The following is a 23418-nucleotide window of genomic DNA, read 5'->3' as shown; positions in this document are numbered from 1 at the left end:
ATCTAATTGACGTTCAGTATTTTGTTCAGTTGAACTGACTCGAATATATCCGACCTGATTAGGCATTCTGTACCGTTAGAGTTTAGATAATTAAATACATATTGTACCGAAATTAAATATTAAGTCTCGCAGATTCAAATACCAAGTGCGACATATTTGTAGTTAGTTGAAAAAGTTAGGTGTATTAAAATCATTAGACTTTTTTCAACTCGCAATTGGAAAGCACCCAATGAAGCAATACACCCAACTTTCTCAAGATGAAAGATACGAAATTTATGCTGCTTTGAAAAGCAAATCTTCAATCTCTACCCTTGCCAGGGAGCTTGGACGTTCTCGATCAACCCTTTATCGTGAGATCAAAAGAAATACTGGAAAACGTGGATATCGAGCTCAACAGGCAGAGAAATTTTCAAGTCAAAGACGATATCGATCCTCTTCACAAATGACAGATTTTGCTCTCGTTTATATTCGTTATCTGATTGGCTTAGATTGGTCTCCTGAGCAAATTTCAGGTGCTTTAACACAACGAGGTTGGCTTGATGTGCCTTCACATGAATGGATTTATCAGTATGTTTATCTAGATAAATCTAAAGGTGGTAAGCTCCACCTTCATTTAAGGCATCAAAAGAAATATCGTAAACGAGGTTATAAAAATACAGACCGTAGAGGCCAACTCGTTGATAGAACAAGTATTCACTGTCGCGATGAGGTCGTCGAGAAACGTCAACGCCTAGGTGATTTTGAAGGTGATACCGTGATAGGCAAGAATCACAAGGGGGCATTATTAACTCTGGTTGAGCGCAAAAGCTTGTATGTACATATCGTTCATTTGGGACAAACTAGAACCACAACTAAAACGATTTCGTGTGCTTTAGCATGTTTGCGCAGCAGTCATGCCTACAGTGTAACCTTTGATAATGGTAAGGAGTTCTCCGAGCACCGGCGGATAACGGAAGCAGGGATAGAGACGTACTTTGCAGATCCATACAAGTCGATTCAACGAGCCAGAAATGAAAATACCAATGGTCTGATCAGGCAATATCTGCCAAAATCATCTTCGTTTGATGAAGTGTCAAATGAACAAATAGAGCAGATAGAATTTGCTCTCAATCATCGCCCTAGAAAAACACTAGGCTGGTATACGCCTAGTGAAGTTATGGCTGGTTTTTATACTGTTGCACTTGCTGCTTGAATCCGCCTCTATAAATACGGTTTTTGAGTTGCTTTTTAAGACTTTATTTTGTTCCGTTAGGCTATACCCTATTTTTACATATAAAAATAACACTTCTTACTTTTATAAACAAGCTTATAAAAAGTAAGTTATCTAGAATTGGGATTAGGTAAAGAATCTAACTAAATTCATGAAATATTGAACGAATAGTGGTCTCCGACAAACCCGGTACGGTTCACACCGCACAAAAAATCGTGTTAAGGTTTGAACGGGAAAGCGGCATTGAACTGTCCAGAGACTTGAATGTCCTGATCAAGGTCAAAGCCAAATTTGATCCGCAATATGGTTTCTCCGTCAATATTGAAGATATCGACTCCAGCTTCACCTTAGGTGACATTGCCAAACGCTATCAGCAGATCCTGCAGCGCCTGACCCAGGAAGGCCTGCTCAATAACAACAAACAGCTACCGGCACCTTTTGATTTGCAGAACGTACTGGTCATCGCCCCGGAAAATGCCGCCGGGCTGGGAGACTTTAAAAAAGATGCCGATGCCCTGGCTCAGGCGGGTGTCTGCCACTTCGTTTATCATTCAGCCACCTTCCAGGGCAATACTGCCCCAACCAGCATCATGCAGGCTCTGGCCAGTGCACTCAGGCAGTGGGCTCAAGATTACCAGACCGCTCCCGACCTAATTGTGATCATCCGTGGGGGTGGAGCAGTGAATGATCTGGCGTACCTGAACGACTATGATCTGGCTGCACTGTTGTGTAAAAGAACAGTGCCGATCTGGGTGGGCATTGGCCACGAGAAAGACCGCACCATTCTGGATGAAATCGCGCATCGCTCCTTTGATACCCCAAGTAAAGTCATCGCCGGGATCCGTAACCTGATTGTCGAACGGGTCAATGAAGCCAGTACTGCGCTGCAAACCATCAAACTGCTGTCCCAGCATCAGCTGACCGCCTATCAAAGCCAGAATGACCAGTATCTGAAAACCATCCAAACCCTGGCACAAAGCCAGCTCAATGATGCGCAGCGTAGCGTTGATCTGCTGAAAAGCGATACCCAGTATTTTGCCCAGCAACAGCTGCGGCAGGCTGTACAGCAGACCGAATCCCTGATGCGGGAAACCTTGCTACAGAACCCACGAAACGTGATGGCTAAAGGCTATGCGATTGTCCGCAGTCAGGGCAAAGCCATCCGCTCAGTGCAACAAATCACTGGCCAGCAACTCCAGATCGAACTCCAGGATGGCATGATTGATGCCACCGTGACACAGGTAAATACACATGAACAATGAAGAACTCAGTTTCAAACAGGGCTACGAGATTCTGAAGAAGAATGCCGAACTGCTGGAATCGCAGGAAGAACCGGATATTGATAACCTGATGGCGATCGTTGAAGAATCCATGACCGCCTACAAAGCCTGCAAATCAAGGATTGAGGCGGTTCAGCAGGCGCTCAATGACACCTTTAAGGAATAGAAAAAAAGCCTAAGGACCATAAAAACGCTTTGTCTGTTCAGTACGTATTCCTGTACTTAACTGTATAAAACCATGTGTTAGGTACAAAAATATGGACTTAACGATAACGATCAAACCGGATCTGAGCACTCGACCGATTGAACAGGAGAATACCGTCCGTTACTGCAATCCATGCCGGTCTACCTATCAGTGTTTTGAATCTCGTGAAAAACCCCGTGTTCATCTACCTGCATGTGTGGAATCGGGGTATGGGTCAGTTCTGCGATCGCAATCAGGTTTGCGGACATTTGCTTGCCCAATAACGCTCTAGCTTCCGTTACTTTGTCAGAAACTTCACTGGCTTGAGCTGATTCTTCTACAGGGATTTCGTCCTTTGTTGTTTTAGCCATGCGATTTAAGCCTCCTGAGTTGCTTGCAATATGATGAGCTCAATGTTTTACCATAGCGATATGAGTATCTTCCCAGCAGCGATCCGTCCGCAATAGGGGGGCTGGATAGATGTCCGGTTGTTAATTGTCACCTGTTTAACCTAAAAAGGGGTGTTGGCTTAATGGGTAATTTTCAATAATCCCTGCCAGCTGAAATAGTTCTGGGTCAGATGTGTCCGGTTCATCGACCATTTCCGCTGTGGTAAATAACACGATCCCACTGCCAGTTTAGTCTTGCCATATCTGGCTTGCACGGCTTCTAAAGCCTGCATCAGCTGTTCGTTGCTTTCACGCTGGCGATGGTCTGTAAGCAGATCAGGCACATAGCGGGTCTTGCTGACCAGACCGGTCAGAATCACCCCACATTTTTTATACTTTACCTCTGGCTTATAGATGCCTTGCAGTAACTGCATCGCAGCATGAATCAGATCAAGTACACAGTCCGTGGGTTCCGGGAATTCAAAGGCCAACGATTTGCTGTAATACGCTGTGTTTTGATCAAAGGGATTGGATTGCACAAAAGCAATGATACAGCCACACAGCGAGGCATCCGCACGCAAGCGCATGACTGCATCTTGCACATACTTACCCATGGCTTCTTTCAGATCATCCAGCTCAGTAATCCGTTCTCCAAAGGAGCGGCTAGCCACAATCTGCTGCTTGGGTGCAGGAGCATCCTCCAGTTGCAAACAGGAGATGCCCTGTAATTCCAGCACCGTGCGCTGCATCAGCACTGAAAACAAACTTCCCATGCGATGCGCATCCTGCATGGCCAGATCCAGTACCGAATGGATGCCCATCTGGTTCAGCTTTTTGACCAGCTTACGTCCCACACCCCAGACTTCACCCACCTCAATTCCAGCATACAGCGTTTCCTGATCCAGATAATCCAGCTCCAGCACATTGCATACGCCTGCAAAGCCAGGCCATTTCTTGGCAAGGTGATTGGCTAGCTTGGCTTCGGTCTTGCTGCGACCAATCCCGATGGATACCGGCAACCCGATCCAGTCCCAGATCCGCTGTTTCATCTCTCTGGCATAGCGGGTCAAGTCAAAATGCTGTGCATAACTGGTTAAATCCAGAAAACATTCATCAATCGAATAGATTTCCTGTTCATGCGGAGCCACATAACCGGCCAAAATCGAATGGAAGCGATTGGACATTTCCGCATACAGGGCATAGTTGCTCGACAGCACCACCACTTGATGCTGCCGGACAATGTCCTGAACCTGAAACAACGGAACACCCATCTTGATGCCCAGGGCTTTGGCCTCATTACTGCGGGCCACTGCACAACCATCATTATTGCTCAGCACAATCACTGGACGGTGATTCAGGCTGGGATTAAACACCCGTTCACAACTGACATAACAGTTGTTGATGTCGATCAGGGCATAAATCCGCTCGGGGCTGTTCATCTGAACTTCTTGATGACACTGGTGACTACACCCCAGATCAGCAGGGTCTGACCATCTTTCAAATGGATATCCGCATAATCCGGGTTTTCCGCCTGTAACCAGCGTTTGTCGCCTTCAATCATCAGTCGTTTGATGGTGAAATCATTGTCGATCAGGGCCAGAACAATATCACCATGCTTGGGCTCAATACTGCGGTCCACGATCAGCTTGTCCTTCAGATCAATCCCGGCATCGCGCATGGAAAGCGATTCCACCTCAACGATAAAGGTAGCCTGCTGGTTCTGGATCAGGAACTCGTTCAGATCCAGGGTCTTGTCGATATAGTCTTGGGCTGGGGAAGGGAAACCTGCAGCCACCTTTTGCAAGGCAACCGGAATCTCATAATGTGTTCTGGCTTCAACCGGAGTAATCGAAGCAACATCATTGCGGGCTGGTTTTTTTATCTGATCCAGATACTGCCTGATCTCCAGTACACGGGCTTCGGGAACCCGGATCACTTTGGTTGGGCCTTCATGAACTGGTTTGCGACCAGCACCTTCACGGGCACCACCATGCTGAAATTCATCCATTTTACTTGTTCATCTTGATTGTGTAACATAATCAAGATGGTAAAACAGCAGTGGAAAAAAACAACTCCATTCGTCGGATTGTGTTCTGAATATCTATCTCACCAGAAGGTGGTTATAGATTACTTAGAGCAATCAAACTTGAGCTAAAAATTATTTGCAGCCCAAGCTGTTGAGGTTCAACTTCTACTGCAGAAGGTTTAAATCAAACCTGAGGGAACATGCCACGTGCATAAGAAAAAGGGCACTGTTGCAAATAACCACTAATGGTAAGCTGAATCCTCTTTTAGCTAAAGGTGCAGCATATGAATCCCTTCCATGGTCGGCATTTTCAGGGTGAAATCATTCTTTGGGCTGTATGTGTCTAGGAAAGTGGTGGCTATTCAGGGCATGGTTCAAGCATGACTTGAGTAATACTCGGGCTGTGCTCATGATTTGCTTGAGCATTACTTGCGGATTTTCCCCAACGTGCTTGGGCTGCATTTTTAGTTTTATCAGATTTGATTTGAAATCAAAATATGTATAAGTTTTTGTAGTTCTCAGATTATTTTAAGTCATTTTGGCTTTGTTGCATAAATATGTAAGCATCTGATTTAAATAAATTTAATTTTGGATCAAAAACAATCAAAACTTTTAAAATCATATAGTTATGAAATCTTTGTGCAACAAAGCCATGTCGATTTGATCCGCATTTATCTAATCAGATTTATGATCTAGATGTGTATTTCAATCAGCTTTCATATAAAAAAATTAATTTGAATGGATTGGGGAGAATTCACCTTTTGAATGTTTGTGTAAAAAAGCTGTTTATTTATCATATTCTGAAAATATTTCTTCAATTTCATCCCACTGTGGCAATTTACAATTTTTTTTATTCACTTCGAATTGTAAACCAACACCATCAAGCACACGTTCAAATATGTCAAATGAACCTGTAAAACGGCCATTTTCCATCTCTGAAATTGTTGTTTTATTGACTTTAGTTTTTTCTGCAAGACTTTTCTGTGTGTGGCCCAATCCTTTTCTGGCCAAACGTATTTTTTTACCTATTTCACCTCGTGTAGCCATTTTTTGCTCCCCAAATTTGTTAGCTATATAGCAAACTTTTAACTAATAATAGTTAATGTTCGCTATATAGCAAACTTTTATAATGACTCTTGAATGGCTAAATTGAACTTATAAGATTCAATTTAGCCTCGAATTAAGTTAATAGAATCCGTATATGTATGGCAGTTATCAATAATGAGACAGTCATATACCTCTTGAGAAGAGGAACTTCATATGCCTTGAATTTGAATGATTAGACAAAATTATGACTTTTAATTTTCTGTGTAATGAAGCTTTGTTTTATTAATATTTACCCTGAAGCCGAAGTCCTTCGGTTACGTTTAATACAGTGGTTAATCCCTCAGTAGTCTGAATCTGCTCTATCGGAATGCCTTTGGTTAACTTACTTGGTGACTTCATAAAATGTTGCATCCATTTAGTCTCTCCACCAGTTAGAGCATCTAGTGATATCGCAATACGAATTAAAATAATTGCGAGTTCTCCCTGACTTGAATCTGGATCTAACTCAAGCGAATTTAAAGTTTCCATTGAATCTAAATTTAGAACGATGGCAAGCTGCTCCTGTGTCAAACCAAGTTGCTTTGCGGAAGATAAAACAGCTTTAGCTAATACCTTTTTTTGTTTTGCAATTTTTTCTGATGTTTTATGCATGACTGATCTCAGTTTCAGACGTTGCTGATACCTAGAGTTTATACTATTTGATTATCGTTTCTCAGAGTTCAAATTTTTATTACAAACAGCTTAAAGATGAGAAACTATCATGAGATACATCAGTAACTTGAATACCCCAAGTGCTTTTACATCTTTACTTTTGAAGCAGAACTTAATTCGCCTTTCATTTTCATTCAGGCTGAAGTTTTTTGAACCTAATTTCAAACCCTGTAATGTATTCTTGAGCTGTTCTTTGCTCTGTTTAGAAAGTTCGAGGTGAAGATATTCTGTTGGAAACAGTTTACTAATAAAAGACAGAAACTTTTTCAGTTGACGTTTTTCATTTATTTCAAAAATGAACTGAGCAGAATTGGGCTGAACTTTTTCAAGATAAATTGAGTAGATCGTATGAAGCTGTTTTTTGTATTTACTTTGTACATTTGCATAACGCTCCTGAACATGTTGAATGACCTTTTTTTCCTCCTGATTGGTCGGCAACATGGTGACTAATGCATCAGGAGTTTTCCTTAAAAAATCTGTGGTAAATAACCTCGATGATTTTTTTTGGTTTACACAGGAGGTTTTCAAATGCAGAGCTCTGGCACGTAATTTTTGCGCGATTTGCAAAGGAATAGCTTCAGGTAACAAAAGGTCTTGTTCTTTTTCTACTGCAAGAATGTGATGCAATAGTTCAAAAGTCATCTCTGAGTCATGAGCTCCTAGCATCAGTGAATCAGGTGATTTCTGTTGCCCTGGTTGATATTGATGATCATGTTGCCTGTAACGGTCTTTAGTGAGTTGATCAAATAAAAACTGTTTGATCGCCCGTTGCTGAACAGGATATTTAATAGCATCATCATGTTTTAGAATATTAAAATAGGCTTCTTTAGGAAGCGGGCTGTGCATTTGATTCAGCTGGTAGCTAATTGCTAGATGCATTAAATGCAGATAGCTAGAACAGGTAGTTTCAGGTGTCAGGTGCCCGGCAAAATGAGAAAGCGCATACCAGGTTTGCTGAGTATTTCTGTTTCGCAGCAATGCATAACGGATACGTAATTGCTCATGTGGGCTATAGTCAGTAAATGCATCTGCAAGTGTTGAGTTTTTTAAAATCAGGTAAAGATGATTAAATGCAGAATGACGCAGACTATGGTAAGTAAAATTGTGCTCTCCAAAAGCTGGCTGGATCAATTGTTTCAATAGGGAATTCACTGCATTTTCATGAGTTTCTTCTAAGGACTGTTTTAAAAACAGCGGGTGTGCAACTGATTTTCCTTGTTCTTTTAGCAGACGTTTTCTATTCTGACTGTATGTTTTAAATGCATGTAATTCGTCGGCTTTAAGTAGATGATGCAGGGGAATCTTGCGGTAAGCTGAGTAGCTTTTTTGATTTTTATTGCGATTGTTGCGAATGGTGAGTATCACAGCATCTTCACTAATAAATAGATCACGTACGAAGATATTCAATGTTTCATTGATCCGTAGTCCGACTCTGAATCCTAGAATAAAAATCAGTTTAAATATATTTTTATCCTGAATCGAAATATCTTGAGTATTTTCGAGCTGCTCTAGCATGTGGTGAAAAATATGGGGCGAGATCAATGCGGTTCTGCAGATTTTTACCTGGATTAAATTATCCAGATCAACAGTGGGTGCGTTAAAAAATAAGGTCTGTTTGTGATGAAACTCCTGTAGACGTTTTTGTAAAGTCGCTCTAGTTGTTTCTTTCTTTAATAGAAGCATTTCTCCATACAGATCTTCAAAATCAGCATCTGAAAATGATGAAATATCTTTGTCTTGCGTTGCCTGCAGCCAATGGACTGCAAATTGTGAAAACATGGTTTTTAGAGAGCTTTGTTTAATTGGCTGAAAATCTGCGCGTATAAGCTTGCGCTTAAATCGTTGCTGCTGCTGAATAATATGATTGAGAAGGTCCAGTTGAGGTTCCGTTACTTTTGAGCGTAGAATGCTCCACAGCAGCAAACGTTCCAAGGCTGGAGATTGTTCTTTAGCATATAATTCTATGAGTTGATCGCTATAGTTTTTTGCACGAATAGCTTGACGTATTTCTACTAAAATATCGGCTATATCTAATGCAATAGTGACTGTAGACTGGTCCTGAGGGTTCTCATAAACTTTCTGAATCGTATGGGTAGGCGTGGGTTCAGGTTGAATAAAATAAGCTGCTAATTGTTTTTCGAGAGGACTGGAACTGTAAATTTCATTTTTTAAGATACAAATGGACATTTGATCCAGTCCGCTGTTTTTCAGGAACTGTGTATAGTAAAAACCGTATTTTAACAGGTCTTTACAACCCACCTTCTCTTCAGGGAAGCATTCAATAATACAAGTGTTAATCAGATTTTCTGCATCTTCAATATCTGAAAATAAATCAAATTTCTGATGTTTTAGTCTGTAGATCCAGCATTTCACAATGTCGTGTAGCACAAACGTTTTTGTATAGCTGACTGAAAAATCAGGGTCATTTATCCGCTGATTACCGAAATGCCGGTTCGGGATTTCGAGTGTAATCATATGATTTAGATTTAAAAAACTTTGAAATTTCTTTGTTTTTAAAATGATTTTTAAAAACTTTTGCAGTTCGGCATGGTTATAAATGCCATTAAATAATATTGAACTGATCAAGCAGAAGCCAAGTGATTGGGTTGGACTGAAGTCATTATGTCGTGTCCAGTAAGCAATCATATTTTTGGCAAATTGAGTAACTTTTTTACCATGTTTTAAGGTTTCAATATTTTGTAGTGGCAGAGACCTTTCGTGCCTCACGGGGGCAGCAGGCACCGGATAGTGGTGATCCGATGAAAGATTAAAGCGCTTGATATATTTAGCAAATTCTATACGTGCTATTTGGTAGCTTCGGATATTGGATTTACAGCGCTCTAAAAGCCGGTCATCAATTTGTCGATAAACTTCAGGATAATTTTCAGGTGTCATCTTTGAGCATTTTTCGCTAAATAATTGCAGAAGAAACGCTTTTCTCTCTCTATGTTTCTTTAATCGTTTGAGCGAGTGAGGATGTTTGCTCATGTAATCATTATTCCTGTGAAACTTGACATGCTTTTAAGTTCTAAAATTTCGACCAGCTTGTCTTGTGCTGTTCTGATTTGATCGTAATCAGTCGCCTGAAAAGCTGAATAGCGGTCAAACAGTTCCTGCATAGCTTCGTCATGACTAAAGATGCCTTTTATTAGATCTTCATTGCAGTATTGGGCAAAAAAATAGCGAGCGAAGTGGCGGGTCCAATTGCGCTGTAATGCTATTTCAGTACAGTATTTTTGAATATCAGAAAGTTCCAGATTTCGGATATATCCTTGTGGATCGTAAAATAATAGAAAGGGGCGTTCCCCCTCGAAGACCTCTTGGATTGCTTGTACTTGTTCTTGCGACAGATAGGCTTTAGTGAGGTGCAGAAAATGTTTCAAATACTTTAGGTAATGCTGTATTTCATCACGAAGAAAATTATTAAAAGGTAAATAGCGTCCAATGGTGCCCGAATAACGCTGCTCTTTATCTGCAACAGCCATCAATTGGTTGTCAAGGTCAATATAATCTAGATTGGGTGGGAAGGACTCACTCGGCCGTGCTGAAGTTATCAGCATGCAAATATGCCACAGCCAGATTGAATAATGATTTAAAGTCTGAAAGGGATTGGGATTATTCCGAACTTGGTGGTCAAGCTGGTAAAAAAAAGACTGGACGAATGGGAGATTAGGTGTCTGCTGGCTACCAAAAGAATGCGGATTGCTGAATTCTTCAAGATATTCAGTTTCCAGTTGAGGAACAGTCAAAATTAGAGTTTGAGTATAAATATCAAAAATATCTACGATCTGTTTTGAAAAGTAATGGCATGGAATATAGTGCTGAACACTTTCTCCATTCAGTAATTTGCTTTCCAGCTCATACCCCATTTCATTCAATGCAATATCACTGAGTAAGCGAGGAAGATTTTGTGATGTTAACTGGAAGGTCAGCCCTTTATTAATTTTTCGTAAATACTCCTGTATCTTGAAATCAATCTCAACACCATCCATTTTTTTCAACTGATTTAGATTTTCCAGATAATATTGAGGCAGAGGAATCGTAAAAGAATTCACGGTATTCAACCGATGTTTTCTTAAAACAAAATCCTTGAATTTTGAGACTTCAAAGCTTTGCTTAAAGAAACATTTTTGGGGTTTCAGTGATACTTCTTTGTTTTTCGTACTGACTCGTAAATTTTTTTGAAATACCGGCAGATCTTTATAATGAGTAAGACTGAGGGCTGAAAATAAAAGCAGGGTATGAATTGGAGAGTTTTCTGCCTGTTCTAATAAAATTTGCATAATGTACTGTGCGGTAGGCAAATCGAAGACCCGAGGATTCGGCTTGCTCATTAGCTCATTCTTGTTTTGATGCAGAATTTTATTTTTGAGATTATTGATCTGAGCTGTAATAGAACATTGCTCTAGTGAGTTAAATTCAAAATTATGATCTTCAACTTTTTCTATAGTTTTATCCTCAGGTGGCTGTTTTGCCACACCTCGCTCAAAATGAGTTTGATATGTTTTTTCTCCATCAAGTGAAATTCTTAATGTCTTTTTAACGTCAGTTTGAGACTGTTTTGGGGTGTTTGGATTACTTTGACGATTTCTTTTTTGACGTTCTGATTGAATATGGGTATACGTATAAATAACGCGGATTTCTGCCAGTTGGCCCATTTCCCTTTTCTCTAAACTCTCTTTAGATTCGTCAAATAATTTTCCATTCTCAGTTTCAGCTTCTTTTAGAAATTTAACAAGATCGTCTAATTCGATCGGAAGAGACGGTAAAAAATTGTAAAGCCAATAGTATTCTTTCTTTGTACTTGCTAAACGAAAACGCCTACATAGATTAGCTACAGTTGCTGTATGTTCTTTACTATTCAGTAACTCGATACATTGAGTATTGAAAATAGCCCATTTCAGTGCATTTGATTGATATGCTGATGGAGTGTTGATCAGTGCCAAGAGATAATGCGCCAATGGATATTTACTAATCGATAGATCAGTAGGATGCTGAGTCATAATTTTAATTAGTTTAACGACTTCAGTTGGTTGGATGAAATCATTCAGCTTAAAGAAGTCCTGATCATTTTTCAGTTTTGCTTCCGCCAGTGCTTGATAGAAGTCTCGAAATGGCTCAAGCTTTAATTCTTGAGTATCTTCTAAATAACTATATCCGTTCATTATGCAATTCCCTCCAGAATCTTTTCTAATGACAGTGGGCCGGCATAATTTGAAACAGAACTTACTGGACTTTTGGATTTAGACAGTCCTGATAATTCTCGTAGATGATCGATAGTTAAAACTTCATGACCGAAAACGTCCTGAAGATGTACAGCTAAGTATTGTTCATTTAGCCAATTTGAAATGACGTCTAAGCCATGAATTGATTGATGTAATCCGGAACACAGTAAGGCCCTTACTTCGCTTAAAGCCTGGATGGTGAATTCGTAGGAATTATTTTTCTCATAAGCTCTGAACTTGAATTCATTTTTATTTTTGCTGTAAAAATAGGCATAGATCCAGCTGAAATGACTACTAAAAAAATAGAGGTCCGGTTTATTAGTTGTAAGGAGCGGGATGTTGATATTCTGTTTAAAAGTAAAATCCAAATGATAGCTTTGCTGTTTTTCATTAAGTTGAAAAAATAAAGCTATCCAAACTTGGTAGGCGTGCATACATTTTGGATAGCATATTAATTGCAGATTTTTTGCAGGTACGCGGTAATTGGGTATGCTTTTCTTTTTTACAGACATACAGTGATACTTCCCCATATTTGTGCCAAATGGCTGAAAATAAAACAATAATATTCATATAATTTTCAATAGGGGGTAATGGCTAAAAATACCATATATTGTGTTTTTAGATTATTTAAATCACTATATATAGTTATCTGTTGTTTGTAAAAGTGTGATTTAAATCAAAAATAAATAAGTTTTTTCTAAGCAGGGGACAAATTTAACTTGATTGATACCGGGAGCCGTATATGGAAATTAAACAACTGAAACAGGTAGAAGTCGTTACCGATGTTTTATGTGATGTATGCAACCAATCAACGAAATTGGAGTTTGGAACTTTATCGGCACATTGGGGCTATGGCTCCAGGCATGACGGGGAATGATATGAATTGCAGTTATGTGAAAAATATTTCTTTTATGCCTTGGCAATATTGAAAAAAGAGCGAGCAGATGAGTTTATGTTTGATGAAAATTTTGACCTTTCAACCCTGGATGGGTTTGGGTTGAAGTGAACCTATCATCGCGACAGGTTCTAAGAATCCAGAAAATACTGATTCAGATCCACGCCAGCAGCTTCATTTTTAATGGCGAGTAAGGGATTCAGGAAAAATATTTTTCTTTGCTTCGAGGTCACTGAGTTCGGAAAATGCTTGAATACCGCCTGCGGCTTTAATTCCATCTAAAGCGACAGATAGAGCTTCCTGATCTGACGGGAATGTTTCATCCCATACAGTAGAAGTACCATTTTGGTTTACCACTTCCAGTGTCCAGTCACTATCGGGTAATCGATAAATTAGAACTTCAATTTGCTCATTATCCTCTTTTAAAATTTGAGACAAGGGAGAATCGATTAAATCATTTTCATCATAATCCATAGTACTGTCATTATCAGACATCAGCGGCAGCCTTTATTGTATTTAACATCCGTCCATAGTAATGAATGAATTAAATTTTGCCTAGCAGTGGATATTATGAGGTACAAAGAATGGCTAAATTCAAAAAATAATTGCCCCGACAATAAAACAAAATAATCCAAAAATCACCCAAATCCAGACATTCGATTTGGGTTGCTCAGTATGTGATGTATAGAGCGGTTGTTGTTCCTGAGCAGGATTTTCTTGGTTGCCGGCTCTGTTTTTATAGGGTTGGTGCTTGGAATAGGATAGGCCTGTGCCAGGAATACCAACGCTGGTTCGGGTGCCTTTTTTGCCAATATTTAAAGAAGCACCAGGTTTGCCAATGCTCGCGCTACTAATGCCTTTATGCGTCAGATTGATTTTTAATCCAGGTAATATTTTAATACTCTTGCGAAATCTGAAGCCCATTTTTTTCCATTTAAAAGAACCAGTTTGGTTTCTATCTCAGTTGTCCGGATACAGTGAAATAAGAGTTTGATTCATTCATAGGACTGATCATTTGACTTATCTAGTGAAAAATCAGTATGTTCTTTAACATAAGATATTGGCTTTTAGACAATGAATCAAACATCAAATTATTACAATCAACATGCTCAAGCATTTTTTGAAAATACCTATCAGGTTGAAATGGAAAGTCTTTACGCACCATTTCTAAGATATTTGCCGGAACAGGCATTGATCCTAGATTTGGGCTGTGGCTCGGGGCGGGACACTTTGGCATTTAAGAAAAAAGGCTATCAAGTTGAGGCAATTGATTATTCTGCCGAGCTGGTTAAAAAGGCCAGGGAGCTGACCAATATTGAAGTACGTCAGCAAAGTTTTTATGACCTAGCTGAGAATAATAAATACGATGGTATTTGGGCTTGTGCATCTCTTTTACATTGTGAAAGAGATCGCCTAACTGAAGTGCTGGGGCTTATATTCAAAGCATTAAAGCTAAATGGTGTGTGTTACATGTCTTTTAAGTATGGCAATACAGACCGTGAGATAGAGGGGCGTAGCTTTACTGACTTGAATGAACAGCAAGCTCATGACTTACTTAAGCAGATCGATCAGGCTTTACTGTTACAACAATGGATTACTGTAGATAAACGTCCAGAGCGTACAGAAGAGTGGATGAATATTCTGATTAGAAAAGTGCAGGCTTAGATATGTTATTCAGTATAGCCGAAATACCAACCCCTCAAGAACAGTTGAAATTCTTAAAGCATATTCAGCAGATTTTGCAGTCAGGGACTTTTACTTCGACATATAAGTTTGCTTTGCTGATAAGTATCACGCGTCTGGCGATTGAACAGGGGCAAGATACTGGTGCTGCCTTGCATTTAGAATATCAGGATATTGCTGAAAAGTTTATTGACTTATACTGGAAACAGTCACTGCCGTTTCAGTTTAACCAGTATGAGCCTTTTACTATTCATCAAAGCACTGGTAAGCAGGCAAAGATCATCAGTGAAATCCAGAAAGCACAGCAACAATTCAAGACCTTGGCCGCGTTGAGAAAGGATGTACTTTACTGGAACAGGCTGAAGCGAACAGTGGCGACAACGGTAAAGCAAATGCCGGTGGTATATTTGCAGAATCTGAATGGTCAAACGGTAGAATTTCTCTATTGCCTTGAAGACTCCAAACAGTCCCTCAAGCTGTTGCCCAAGGTGATGTATTGCTTAAGACAGTTTAGTGAAATCATTGAAGAGTTGTGTCAGAAACGCTGGATTGATTTCGTTCGGCTAAATAAGCAGAACCTGGTGGTACTGGATGGTTTGCCTGACCTAGATGAATTCATGTTTGCACCGAGTCGTAACCAACTAGGACAGGTCGCAGACTTTCTGATTGATTTGCAAGAATGCCAGTGTTTTTACTGTGGCAAAAGCCTAAAAAATTCAAAATATGCCGTGGATCATTTTATTCCATGGTCATTATATCCTGCCGATACCGGACATAATTTTGTCCTGGCGGATGAAAAGTGCAACTCACAAAAAAGTAATTATTTGGCGTCAGAACAATTTCTGCAACAGTGGCAGGAGCGGAACTATCTACATGATCAATCTATTGTTCGGGAAATTTCTCAATTAGGTTTTTTAACCGATCTGCAACGTTCGCATCGGGTTGCCGACTGGGCGTATAAGCAGGCAATAGAGAATGAATATTTAGTCTGGCTAGGTGGAAAAGATAAACATATATTAGGTGTTTAGTCCCATATCTGGAGTACTTTAATGTCTTTATTTTTCTGTAGTGAAGATTACTGGAGTAGGCTGCTATAAAATTTAGATCATGTATCTGTCTAGCGCTTGAATTGATAGATTACATCGCTGGAGCACGACAATTCATGTCCTTGTCCACCTTTTTACTGCTGCATGATTTAGAATTTTAGGTAAAATCATTTAATTAATGATTCACTTAATTGGACTTCTATAAAAATGACCCAAGTACAACTGCAAGAATTACAAAAACAACTTTGGAATATCGCCAATACTTTGCGTGGCACCATGGGGGCAGATGAATTCCGTGATTACATTCTGGGTTTTATTTTCTTTAAATATTTATCGGAAAAGTCGGTGAACTTTGCCAATGAATTGCTCGATGGTGAAGACCTCAGCTTTTTAGAATTAGATGAAAATAATGCTGAGCATGTGCCGTACATCGAAGAAATTAAAAAGAATGCCATTGCCGAAGTGGGTTATGCGCTTACACCAAAACAGCTATTCCATACCTTAGCCGAGCGTGGTCGTCAGGGCGAATTCATTTTGGATGATTTAACTGCGACCTTAAAATCGATTGAACAAAGCACTTTAGGCACCGACTCTGCCGATGACTTTGCCAACCTGTTTGAAGATTTGGATCTAAACTCGACCAAGCTCGGCAATAATGCCAGTGACCGTAATGCACTGGTGGCGAAAGTCCTCAGTCATTTAGATGATATTGATTTTGATATTTCCAATACCGAAGCCGATGTACTGGGGGATGCTTACGAATACCTGATTGGTGAGTTTGCCTCAGGCGCGGGCAAAAAAGCGGGGGAATTCTATACGCCACAAACGGTATCGACCTTACTAGCGAAGATTGTCACGCAAGGCAAAGACCGTTTACGTTCAGTCTATGACCCGACTTGTGGTTCAGGTTCGTTGTTGCTACGGGTAAAACGTGAAGTGAAAGATGTCGATATGATTTACGGTCAGGAGATGAACCGTACTACTTACAACTTGGCACGCATGAACATGATTCTGCATGATGTGCATTTTGCCAAGTTCGACATCAAGCAGGAAAATACTTTAACCCGTCCGCAGCATTTAGATAAAAAGTTTGATGCGGTGGTGGCGAATCCGCCATTTTCTGCAAAATGGTCTGCCGATCCGTTATTTTTACAAGATGAACGCTTTGCTGCGTATGGCAAACTGGCGCCAAGCTCCAAAGCGGATATGGCATTTGTACAGCACATGCTGTATCAACTGGATGACAATGGCACCATGGCGGTGGTGTTACCGCATGGCGTATTGTTCCGTGGTTCCAGTGAGGGTGTGATTCGTCAGTACCTGATTGAACAGATGAACGTGGTGGATGCCATTATTGGTCTACCCGCCAATATTTTCTATGGAACGTCTATTCCGACCTGTATTTTGGTGTTGAAGAAAAATCGTGAGCAGAGCGGTAATATTCTGTTTATTGATGCCAGCAATGATTTTGAAAAGCAGAAGAACCAAAACAAGTTATTGCCTGAGCATTTGGATAAGATTGTTGCGGCATTTGAAAAGCGTGAAAATATTGAAAAATATGCGCATGTGGCGACCTTGCAAGAAGTCAAAGATAACGATTACAACCTGAATATTCCGCGTTATGTGGATACTTTTGAAGCGGAAGCCGAGATTGATTTAGATGCGATTGCAAAACAGCTTCAAGCTTTGGAAGTTGAGAGCCAAAAGACCGATGCCATCATTGCAGATTTTTGCAAAGAGCTAGGCATTGTTTCACCGTTTGCGGAGGTGAAGTAATGACTACCCCTAAATTGCGTTTTAAAGAGTTTGATGGATGTTGGGTTGAGAAAATAATCTCAGAGATTGCGGATGTTCGTGGTGGCAAAAGACTACCCAAAGGATATTCACTTCAGGAAGAAAATAATGGGTTTCCCTATATAACTGTGACGGATATGGAAAATGGAACAGTTAATTTAGAAAAGATTCGTTATGTTCCATTAGAAGCAATTGATCAAATAAAACGATATCGGATTTCAGTTGATGAAATATATATTTCCGTGGCAGGAACTTTAGGACTAGTTGGAATTATTCCTCAAGAACTTAATAATGCCAATTTAACTGAGAATGCTGATAAATTAACTAATATCAAATGTAATCAGTTCTATTTGTTACATTACCTAAATAATGGATCATTATCTAAATTAATAGACTCTGTTTCTACAATAGGTGCACAACCTAAGCTTGCTCTTTATGCAATTCAAGGAATGCCTATTTTTCTCCCATCTTTAGATGAACAAACAAAAATTGCCTCTTTTCTTTCCGCAGTAGATGAAAAGATTAATCAACTGACACAAAAACACCAACTGCTGAGCCAATACAAACAAGGCATGATGCAAAAGCTGTTTAGTCAGCAGCTTCGTTTTAAGGCGGATGATGGTAGTGAGTTTGGGGAGTGGGAGAATAAAACACTTGGTGAAGTTGGCGAAAATATTATAGGTTTGACTTACTCTCCAACAGATGTGACTAATGACAGTACAGGGATACTTGTTTTGCGTTCTTCAAATATTAAAGAGGGGCGTTTAGATAAATCTGACCAAGTGCGAGTGAATAAAAAGATTAAAGACAAGATTATTATTCAACCTAATGATATTTTGATTTGTACTCGAAATGGTAGTCAAAGACTAATCGGTAAAAGCGTGATTATTAATGATGATGAGATAATGACATTTGGCGCATTCATGTCTGTCTATAGAAGTGATTACAACAGATTTATCGCTTACTTGATGCAAACGCCATGGTTCTTTGAGCAAGTTCAAATGAACTTAGGTGCTCGTATTAATCAAATTACAACGGGCACTTTAAATGAGTTTACATTCGACTTCCCTTGTCTAGAAGAACAAACCAAAATCGCCAATTTCCTCTCTGCCATCGACCAAAAAATTGAAGTCGTGGTACAGCAAATTGAACAAGCGAAAATTTGGAAAAAAGGCTTGTTGCAGCAGATGTTTGTGTAGGGGGGAAATTATGGCAAATTGGCTAGTAACCGTGAATTATGCTGAGTTTGATTTAGAAGCAGCTTATGAGGCTTTGCCGCAGATTTATTGGAAGAATTCAGCCACTAGTGAAGGTAAAGGGTTACAAATCAATGATATTGTTCATGTATATGTGACCCAACCCATCTCAAAGGTGATGTATCAATTCAAAGTTATTGGGCATGCGGAAAACTCAGAATACCCAGTAGCACAGAAAGCATTTTGGTCGGATAAAAAGAAAATTGAAAGTTATCTAGGTGGGTACTCTATTTTTGAAAAGTTAAACAAAGTGGATAAATCCACTTTGTCTTTTGAATATTTCAGACAGGAAAACTTAATTCCTGATGCTCCTATTCAAGGCCGTCGCACAGATCGAGATAAAGCTTCAAATGATCCAATCCGCATTTTTTTAACTCATATTTTTAATGAGTTTAAAACTGATAGTGTGAATACCGACTATCCCGATGAAGCAGGTTTAGAAAATGAAACTTTTCCTGAAGGAGCTAAGCAAACGGTTTTAGTGAATAAATATGAGCGTAACCCTGAAGCAAGGGCTAAATGTATAGAAATTTATGGAACACGTTGTTGCGTTTGTGGCTTGAGCTTTGAACATATGTATGGCTCATTTGCTAAAGATTTCATCCATGTACATCATCTTAAGTCTTTGCACACGATTGGCGAACAATATGAAGTAGACCCTAAAGAAGATCTAAGACCAGTCTGTCCAAATTGTCACGCCATGCTCCATAAAACCGAAAATGGTCTTCCAATGACAATTGAGAGATTAAAACTTTTATATAGTGTTTCTTTGAGGAATCCGCTTAGACAAACATTTGAAGAATAAATAATTCGAGATTTTTAATGCAGCTTTATCAAACCCAAGCACAGTCATTAGTAGAACTTACAGAAGATCCTTTTCGTCTGGAAAGAGAGATTCAAAGCCTGTTTGAAAGTAATCTTTACAGTTTTACAGGTCTGGAATTCATCAAGTCCGAGTTCACGATCAAGAATAATCGTATTGACACGCTAGCTTTCGATCCCGAAAGTCAGGCCTTCGTAATTATCGAATACAAGCGTGAACGCAATTATAGCGTGATTGACCAAGGCGTTTCTTATCTGAATCTGATGCTCGACTACAAGGCAGATTTCATCGTTGAGTACAACGAGAACCAGAGTAAACAGCTTAAACGTCAGGATGTCGACTGGTCACAAAGTCGAATCATCTTTGTTTCACCGAGCTTTACCGACTTTCAAAAGCAGTCTACTAATTTTAAAGATTTGGGCATTGAGCTGTGGGAAATCAAACGCTATCAAGGTGGAATTGTTTCAGTCAATCCATTGCAGAAAGCCAAATCAGCCCCTTCAATCAAGCAAGTGCAAAAGGTTGACTCTGAAGATATTCAAAAAATTGCTAAAGAAATCCAGCAATATGATGAAGCCTATCACTTGGCGGATAAGTCCGATGACATCAAAGAGCTATATGAGCAATTCAGAGACTCAATTCTGGGCTTAACCACCGATTTAGAGGTTCATCCCAAGAAAATGTACATCGCCTTCCGTAAGGGTAAGCGTAACTATGTCTATATGAGTATTGGGACAAAGCAAATTCGTATATGGCTGAATATGCCTTTTAATCAACTGGATGACCCGAAACAGCTCGCGAAAGATATGACCAATATTGGACATTGGGGAAATGGTGATTGTGAGGTGATCGTCTCAGATACAGAAAATTTAGAATATATCTTGAGTTTAATTAAACAAACATTGAAGTGAATAATTTAAGATTTTAGAGGGAAAGGAAATGACAGTGCAAAGCGAATATCAACTTGAAAATGAACTGATCGGCCAACTGCAACAATTAGGTTATGCCTCAGTCACGCTCAAGGATGAAAGCCAACTACTGTCTAACCTCAAAACCCAAGTCGAACGTGCCAATGGGCTAGCACCACTGTCAGAAACTGAATGGAAACAGGTCATCAGTTTTTTAAATACGGGCACAGTATTTGAGCGCGCCAAAAATCTGCGTGATCTGTTCCCGGTCAAATTTGATGATGGTACAAGCAAGCACATCTTTTTTCTCTCGAATGATCCAAGCAAAAACATCTATCAGGTGACCAATCAAATCACCATCGACCACCGTGACTATAATGGCAGAACCAGCCGTTTTGATGTCACGCTCTTGGTCAATGGTTTGCCTTTGGTACAGATCGAGCTGAAAAAACGAGGCATGGAAATCGCCGAAGCCTTTAACCAGACTCAGCGTTATACTCGTGAAGCGTATTGGGCTGGACAGGGCTTGTTTGGTTTTATTCAGCTTTTTGTCATCAGTAATGGCGCCAATACCCGTTACTACTCCAACGGCACGACCGGCATTGAATTTGCCTTTCCCTGGGCCGATGTCAGCAACAAACACATCAATGAAATTGTCGACTTTGCCGATACGTTTTTAAATCAGCAGCATCTGACCCAAATGCTGACCCAGTATATGGTACTGCTGGAAACCACCAAAAGCCTGATGGTGCTGCGTCCCTATCAGATTTATGCAGTACAGAAAATCGTGCAGCATGTACAAACATCCAACAGCAATGGCTATATCTGGCACACTACCGGTTCAGGCAAGACCCTGACTTCTTTTAAAGCCAGTCAGATCATCATGCAAATGCCTGATGTAGAAAAAGTCCTGTTTGTGGTCGATCGTAACGACCTCGATACGCAAACCTCACGCGAATTTAATGCTTTTAAAGCCGATAGCGTGGACAGCACCGATAACACATCGACCTTGGTGAAACAGCTGGATCAACGTCATGACAAACTGATTGTGACCACCATCCAAAAACTCAATCGGGCCATCAGCACCGAGCGTTATTTAGAATCGATTGATTATCTTAAAAATAAAAAAGTAGTCTTTATTTTTGATGAATGTCATCGCAGTCAATTTGGTGAGACCCATCAGAACATCAAAAAATTCTTCAGCAATGCACAAATGTTTGGTTTTACCGGTACGCCTATTTTTGAAAAGAACAGCCAAAGCAAAGCAGGTTTAAAACTCACCACAGACTACCTGTTTAATGAGTGTTTGCATAAATACGTGATTGTCGATGCCATCCGTGACCGTAATGTCTTGCAGTTCCAGATTGATTATCGTGGCAAATACACCGCCAAAGGCATGGCGACGAATGAAAGTTATGAGGAAGATGTAGAAGGCATCGATACCAAAGAACTGTATGACAACCCACAACGCCTAGAAATGATTGCCCGCTACATTGTCAATATTCACGATACCAAAACCCGTAATCGTGAATTTACCGCAATGTTCTGTGTCAGTTCGGTCGAAACACTGACCCAATATTACGACATCTTTGAAAAGGTGCAGGCTGAAAAGCAAATTGAAGATGAAGCACAAGGTCGGATATTTAAACCGTTGACCATTGCCACTATCTTTTCCTATGCTGCAAATGAGGCTGTACCGACTGATGACTTAAATGGCTTAATTCATGAAGAAGCCGCAGATATTCCAAGTCAGGTCAATTCATCCAGTCGGGATAAGCTAGATCGCTACATAGCGAATTACAATCGACAGTTTAAAACCAACTACAATTCTGGTGATCAATTTTATGCGTACTACCGCGACATTGCACAGCGCGTAAAAAACAGACAGATTGATATTCTAATCGTGGTCAATATGTTCCTCACGGGCTTTGACTCTAAGCCGTTAAATACCTTGTATGTCGATAAAAACCTAAAATATCATGGCTTGATTCAAGCATTCTCACGCACCAACCGTGTCTATAACGATAAGAAGCCATTTGGAAACATTATCTGCTTCCGTAACCTGAAACGTGCGACAGATGAAGCACTGGCGCTATTTTCCAATAAAGATGCGCAAAAGGTGGTACTGGTTCCAAGCTTTGAGGAAATTAAGCAGGATTATGATGCTGCTGTTCAGAAGTTGCTCAAGATCACGCCTGATTATCAAAGCGTGGATGATCTCATGACAGAAGATCAGCAGTTGGAGTTTATTAAGGCCTTCCGTGAAGTGATGCGTTATAACGCTCAGCTGCAAACCTTTATCGAATACGATCAGAACCAGACCGCTTTAGATAAACAGCACTTTGCCAATTTTGCTTCCAAGTATGCTGACTTATGTCGTGATGTACGCAAGACTACGAAAAAAGAAAAAGTCTCTGTACTGGATGATGTCGATTTCCAATTGGATCTGCTACATAGTGACCGGATCAATGTGGGCTATATTATCAATTTGCTGCAAATGGCTCTGGATAGCGGGGATGAGGCCAAACGCAAGAAATACGAAGCACAGATACATGATCTAATTGGTAATGAAGTTACCTTGCATGACAAGCAGGAACTGATTCAGAAGTTCATTGAAGAAAACATGCCGAAGATGATCAATGGTCAAAGCGTACAAGATGCCTTTGCACAATTTTGGGATATCGAAAAAGAACAGGCTTACCAGCAGCTTTGTGAACAGGAAAATCTAAAGCCTGAAGCGATGAAAGAAGTACTCGATCACTATGAATATACGCATCGTTTGCCACGTAAAGAAGAGTTGAAGGACTTACCAAACTATAAGGTTAAGCTGTTTGAGCGGGATAATGTTTTGACCAGTTTAATGGTGAAGACAAGGCAATTGATTGAGAAGTTTTATGTGGGATTTTAATTGAGGTAAGGCTTTGTTGCACAAACCTAGCTT

General features: G+C 39.9%; 18 protein-coding genes and 4 pseudogenes. 12 read left to right on the top strand and 10 right to left on the bottom strand.

The window, feature by feature from the left end:
• Positions 1-229 precede the first annotated feature (229 nt).
• From FTT64_RS12690 to xseB, 3 genes and pseudogenes are all read left to right on the top strand, one after another.
• On the top strand, positions 230-1192 hold the full coding sequence (locus tag FTT64_RS12690) for an IS30 family transposase (RefSeq protein ID WP_180182461.1): 963 nt from the start codon (positions 230-232) through the stop codon (positions 1190-1192).
• Between the two features lie 218 nt (positions 1193-1410).
• Positions 1411-2472: pseudogene (gene xseA / locus FTT64_RS12685) on the top strand (exodeoxyribonuclease VII large subunit); the annotation flags it as partial.
• Positions 2462-2656: an exodeoxyribonuclease VII small subunit gene (xseB, locus tag FTT64_RS12680; protein ID WP_005180690.1), complete on the top strand. Its 195-nt coding sequence runs from the start codon at positions 2462-2464 to the stop codon at positions 2654-2656. The pseudogene xseA and the gene xseB, both read left to right, overlap by 11 nt.
• A 179-nt stretch (positions 2657-2835) precedes the next feature.
• On the opposite strand, the gene FTT64_RS12675 is transcribed toward xseB, so the two are convergent.
• From FTT64_RS12675 to FTT64_RS12640, 8 genes are all read right to left on the bottom strand, one after another.
• Complete coding sequence (locus tag FTT64_RS12675; RefSeq protein ID WP_016658935.1) at positions 2836-3045, bottom strand: hypothetical protein; 210 nt, start codon at positions 3043-3045, stop codon at positions 2836-2838.
• A 158-nt stretch (positions 3046-3203) separates the two neighbouring features.
• The gene (locus FTT64_RS12670; RefSeq protein WP_016658936.1) at positions 3204-4502 is read right to left on the bottom strand and encodes a DUF4113 domain-containing protein; all 1299 of its coding nucleotides are present in this window, start codon (positions 4500-4502) and stop codon (positions 3204-3206) included.
• Positions 4499-5071 (bottom strand): LexA family transcriptional regulator, encoded by a 573-nt coding sequence (locus FTT64_RS12665; RefSeq protein ID WP_005180682.1) that lies wholly within the window; start codon positions 5069-5071, stop codon positions 4499-4501. The genes FTT64_RS12670 and FTT64_RS12665 overlap by 4 nt, the downstream gene beginning before the upstream one ends.
• 804 nt (positions 5072-5875) lie before the next feature.
• Positions 5876-6136 (bottom strand): helix-turn-helix domain-containing protein, encoded by a 261-nt coding sequence (locus tag FTT64_RS12660; RefSeq protein ID WP_016658942.1) that lies wholly within the window; start codon positions 6134-6136, stop codon positions 5876-5878.
• Between the two features lie 282 nt (positions 6137-6418).
• Positions 6419-6787 (bottom strand): antitoxin Xre/MbcA/ParS toxin-binding domain-containing protein, encoded by a 369-nt coding sequence (locus FTT64_RS12655; RefSeq protein WP_016658943.1) that lies wholly within the window; start codon positions 6785-6787, stop codon positions 6419-6421.
• Positions 6788-6877: 90 nt separating this feature from the next.
• Positions 6878-9835 carry a site-specific integrase gene (locus FTT64_RS12650; protein ID WP_180182460.1) on the bottom strand — a complete coding sequence of 986 codons (2958 nt, stop codon included), beginning with the start codon at positions 9833-9835 and terminating at the stop codon, positions 6878-6880.
• On the bottom strand, positions 9832-12012 hold the full coding sequence (locus tag FTT64_RS12645) for a hypothetical protein (protein ID WP_180182459.1): 2181 nt from the start codon (positions 12010-12012) through the stop codon (positions 9832-9834). The genes FTT64_RS12650 and FTT64_RS12645 overlap by 4 nt, the downstream gene beginning before the upstream one ends.
• Positions 12012-12506 carry a hypothetical protein gene (locus tag FTT64_RS12640; protein WP_168396133.1) on the bottom strand — a complete coding sequence of 165 codons (495 nt, stop codon included), beginning with the start codon at positions 12504-12506 and terminating at the stop codon, positions 12012-12014. Before FTT64_RS12640 ends, FTT64_RS12645 begins: the two co-directional genes overlap by 1 nt.
• A gap of 308 nt (positions 12507-12814) precedes the next feature.
• Between FTT64_RS12640 and FTT64_RS14555 the strand changes: the two are divergent.
• Positions 12815-13078, top strand: a pseudogene (locus FTT64_RS14555) (hypothetical protein).
• Positions 13079-13147: 69 nt separating this feature from the next.
• Here the strand turns inward: FTT64_RS14555 and FTT64_RS12635 are convergent.
• Together FTT64_RS12635 and FTT64_RS12630 are read right to left on the bottom strand one after the other, a co-directional pair.
• Positions 13148-13462 carry a hypothetical protein gene (locus tag FTT64_RS12635; RefSeq protein ID WP_078210213.1) on the bottom strand — a complete coding sequence of 105 codons (315 nt, stop codon included), beginning with the start codon at positions 13460-13462 and terminating at the stop codon, positions 13148-13150.
• 99 nt (positions 13463-13561) lie between these two features.
• The gene (locus FTT64_RS12630) at positions 13562-13891 is read right to left on the bottom strand and encodes a DUF4236 domain-containing protein (RefSeq protein ID WP_180182458.1); all 330 of its coding nucleotides are present in this window, start codon (positions 13889-13891) and stop codon (positions 13562-13564) included.
• A gap of 150 nt (positions 13892-14041) precedes the next feature.
• On the opposite strand from FTT64_RS12630, the gene FTT64_RS12625 reads away from it, so the two are divergent.
• From FTT64_RS12625 to FTT64_RS12595, 8 genes and pseudogenes are all read left to right on the top strand, one after another.
• On the top strand, positions 14042-14632 hold the full coding sequence (locus FTT64_RS12625; RefSeq protein WP_016658949.1) for a bifunctional 2-polyprenyl-6-hydroxyphenol methylase/3-demethylubiquinol 3-O-methyltransferase UbiG: 591 nt from the start codon (positions 14042-14044) through the stop codon (positions 14630-14632).
• A gap of 2 nt (positions 14633-14634) precedes the next feature.
• Positions 14635-15678, top strand: coding sequence for an HNH endonuclease (locus FTT64_RS12620; protein WP_127801940.1), 1044 nt, complete (start codon positions 14635-14637; stop codon positions 15676-15678).
• Between the two features lie 225 nt (positions 15679-15903).
• The gene (locus tag FTT64_RS12615; RefSeq protein WP_180182457.1) at positions 15904-17472 is read left to right on the top strand and encodes a type I restriction-modification system subunit M; all 1569 of its coding nucleotides are present in this window, start codon (positions 15904-15906) and stop codon (positions 17470-17472) included.
• A pseudogene (locus FTT64_RS14595) lies at positions 17472-17972 on the top strand (restriction endonuclease subunit S); the annotation flags it as partial. The gene FTT64_RS12615 and the pseudogene FTT64_RS14595, both read left to right, overlap by 1 nt.
• Positions 17961-18689: pseudogene (locus FTT64_RS14590) on the top strand (restriction endonuclease subunit S); the annotation flags it as partial. The pseudogenes FTT64_RS14595 and FTT64_RS14590, both read left to right, overlap by 12 nt.
• A gap of 10 nt (positions 18690-18699) precedes the next feature.
• Entirely contained in the window at positions 18700-19551 is an 852-nt protein-coding gene (locus tag FTT64_RS12605; RefSeq protein WP_034585572.1) for an HNH endonuclease, read from the top strand.
• Positions 19552-19568: 17 nt separating this feature from the next.
• Positions 19569-20480, top strand: a complete 912-nt coding sequence (locus FTT64_RS12600; protein ID WP_180182455.1) for a DUF5655 domain-containing protein — start codon at positions 19569-19571, stop codon at positions 20478-20480.
• Between the two features lie 28 nt (positions 20481-20508).
• Positions 20509-23385, top strand: a complete 2877-nt coding sequence (locus FTT64_RS12595) for a type I restriction endonuclease subunit R (protein WP_180182454.1) — start codon at positions 20509-20511, stop codon at positions 23383-23385.
• Positions 23386-23418: the final 33 nt, after the last annotated feature.

Source organism: Acinetobacter sp. Q186-3 (assembly GCF_013420655.1).
Taxonomy (GTDB): Bacteria; Pseudomonadota; Gammaproteobacteria; order Pseudomonadales; family Moraxellaceae; genus Acinetobacter; species Acinetobacter indicus.
Note: the sequence above shows the minus strand (reverse complement) of the source record. Positions and strands in the feature narration are given on the sequence as shown.

Coding starts and splice junctions, on each gene's coding strand:
- FTT64_RS12690 (WP_180182461.1), top strand. CDS start 230: ATGAAGCAATACACCCAACTTTCTCAAGATGAAAGATACGAAATTTAT.
- xseB (WP_005180690.1), top strand. CDS start 2,462: ATGAACAATGAAGAACTCAGTTTCAAACAGGGCTACGAGATTCTGAAG.
- FTT64_RS12675 (WP_016658935.1), bottom strand. CDS start 3,045: ATGGCTAAAACAACAAAGGACGAAATCCCTGTAGAAGAATCAGCTCAA.
- FTT64_RS12670 (WP_016658936.1), bottom strand. CDS start 4,502: ATGAACAGCCCCGAGCGGATTTATGCCCTGATCGACATCAACAACTGT.
- FTT64_RS12665 (WP_005180682.1), bottom strand. CDS start 5,071: ATGGATGAATTTCAGCATGGTGGTGCCCGTGAAGGTGCTGGTCGCAAA.
- FTT64_RS12660 (WP_016658942.1), bottom strand. CDS start 6,136: ATGGCTACACGAGGTGAAATAGGTAAAAAAATACGTTTGGCCAGAAAA.
- FTT64_RS12655 (WP_016658943.1), bottom strand. CDS start 6,787: ATGCATAAAACATCAGAAAAAATTGCAAAACAAAAAAAGGTATTAGCT.
- FTT64_RS12650 (WP_180182460.1), bottom strand. CDS start 9,835: ATGAGCAAACATCCTCACTCGCTCAAACGATTAAAGAAACATAGAGAG.
- FTT64_RS12645 (WP_180182459.1), bottom strand. CDS start 12,012: ATGAACGGATATAGTTATTTAGAAGATACTCAAGAATTAAAGCTTGAG.
- FTT64_RS12640 (WP_168396133.1), bottom strand. CDS start 12,506: ATGCACGCCTACCAAGTTTGGATAGCTTTATTTTTTCAACTTAATGAA.
- FTT64_RS12635 (WP_078210213.1), bottom strand. CDS start 13,462: ATGTCTGATAATGACAGTACTATGGATTATGATGAAAATGATTTAATC.
- FTT64_RS12630 (WP_180182458.1), bottom strand. CDS start 13,891: ATGGGCTTCAGATTTCGCAAGAGTATTAAAATATTACCTGGATTAAAA.
- FTT64_RS12625 (WP_016658949.1), top strand. CDS start 14,042: ATGAATCAAACATCAAATTATTACAATCAACATGCTCAAGCATTTTTT.
- FTT64_RS12620 (WP_127801940.1), top strand. CDS start 14,635: ATGTTATTCAGTATAGCCGAAATACCAACCCCTCAAGAACAGTTGAAA.
- FTT64_RS12615 (WP_180182457.1), top strand. CDS start 15,904: ATGACCCAAGTACAACTGCAAGAATTACAAAAACAACTTTGGAATATC.
- FTT64_RS12605 (WP_034585572.1), top strand. CDS start 18,700: ATGGCAAATTGGCTAGTAACCGTGAATTATGCTGAGTTTGATTTAGAA.
- FTT64_RS12600 (WP_180182455.1), top strand. CDS start 19,569: ATGCAGCTTTATCAAACCCAAGCACAGTCATTAGTAGAACTTACAGAA.
- FTT64_RS12595 (WP_180182454.1), top strand. CDS start 20,509: ATGACAGTGCAAAGCGAATATCAACTTGAAAATGAACTGATCGGCCAA.